Here is a 789-nt window from a genome sequence, read left to right as displayed (position 1 = left end):
TCCCTAAAGTCTGCGTTATGATAATAACACACTTTTTAGGGGGGCTAGGAATATGAGAAAAACTAAGTTACTTTCAATTGTACTGCTCTCTATATTTTTCTCGTTCCTAATTGCGCAATATCCCGGTGGACATACAAAATGGACAGCAGATCATGAACAACATGCTGTTATTTCATCTGATACGGTAGAAAGTTTTCTTTTAAAGGATGACATAAGAAAGTTTCTTTTTAAGCTGAACTTTAATATTGAAGCTCTTTGGCTTTTTACACTTGCTTTATCACTATTCTGCAGTAAATTAATTGGGTCTTCCCAAAGAGTCATGTTCTTTATTCCGATTTTCTATCAATCCAATTACGTGGTTTTTTCTCCTTCCTATTCATAAAAAAACGAAGGAGGAGAGTAATATGTGGATTCGCTTCTTATTAATCGGTTTATTTTCACTCACTGCATCAAGCTTGTTATTTTACCAGGGAGTCGAAATTTACCAAGCATTCACTGATTATTTTAAAAAGAGTTAGTTAAAAGGCCAGTTCCGTGTTGCTCAAACATTCCATGCACCCCGGAACTGGCTTTACTTATTAACTACTAATACTCAATGTCCTCAAAATCCTTTGGCTGTGGGACTGGTTGCTTTGACTCTGGATTAGTAAATTCTCTAATGAGCTGTTTCTCATTCTCTGCTTCTACATGAGTAATTTCATTTTCTCTTTGTTGCTCCTTCATAGTAATCATCCCCTTTAGATTTAATTAAACGCTTCTTTAAAAGGTTTCACTATTTTTGGAGAAACA

2 protein-coding genes are annotated in these 789 nt (G+C 35.0%); one reads left to right on the top strand and one right to left on the bottom strand.

The genetic code is table 11. From position 1 onward, the window contains the following. Positions 1–52 precede the first annotated feature (52 nt). On the top strand, positions 53–382 hold the full coding sequence (locus tag V7149_RS15120) for a hypothetical protein (protein ID WP_335346441.1): 330 nt from the start codon (positions 53–55) through the stop codon (positions 380–382). A gap of 203 nt (positions 383–585) precedes the next feature. Here the strand turns inward: V7149_RS15120 and V7149_RS15115 are convergent, their stop codons facing one another. After that, a complete protein-coding gene (locus tag V7149_RS15115; protein ID WP_335346440.1) occupies positions 586–723 on the bottom strand; it encodes a hypothetical protein in 138 nt (45 codons plus the stop codon). Between the last annotated feature and the right edge of the window lie 66 nt (positions 724–789).

The sequence above is a fragment of the Bacillus sp. JJ1503 genome (assembly GCF_036965125.1).
Taxonomy (GTDB): Bacteria; Bacillota; Bacilli; order Bacillales; family Cytobacillaceae; genus Cytobacillus.
The sequence above is the reverse complement of the archived record's forward strand: the minus strand, read 5'-3'. Positions and strand labels throughout refer to the sequence as shown.

Excerpts from the sequence above, each read along its gene's own strand:
- V7149_RS15120 (WP_335346441.1), top strand. The coding sequence starts at position 53 with ATGAGAAAAACTAAGTTACTTTCAATTGTACTGCTCTCTATATTTTTC.
- V7149_RS15115 (WP_335346440.1), bottom strand. The coding sequence starts at position 723 with ATGAAGGAGCAACAAAGAGAAAATGAAATTACTCATGTAGAAGCAGAG.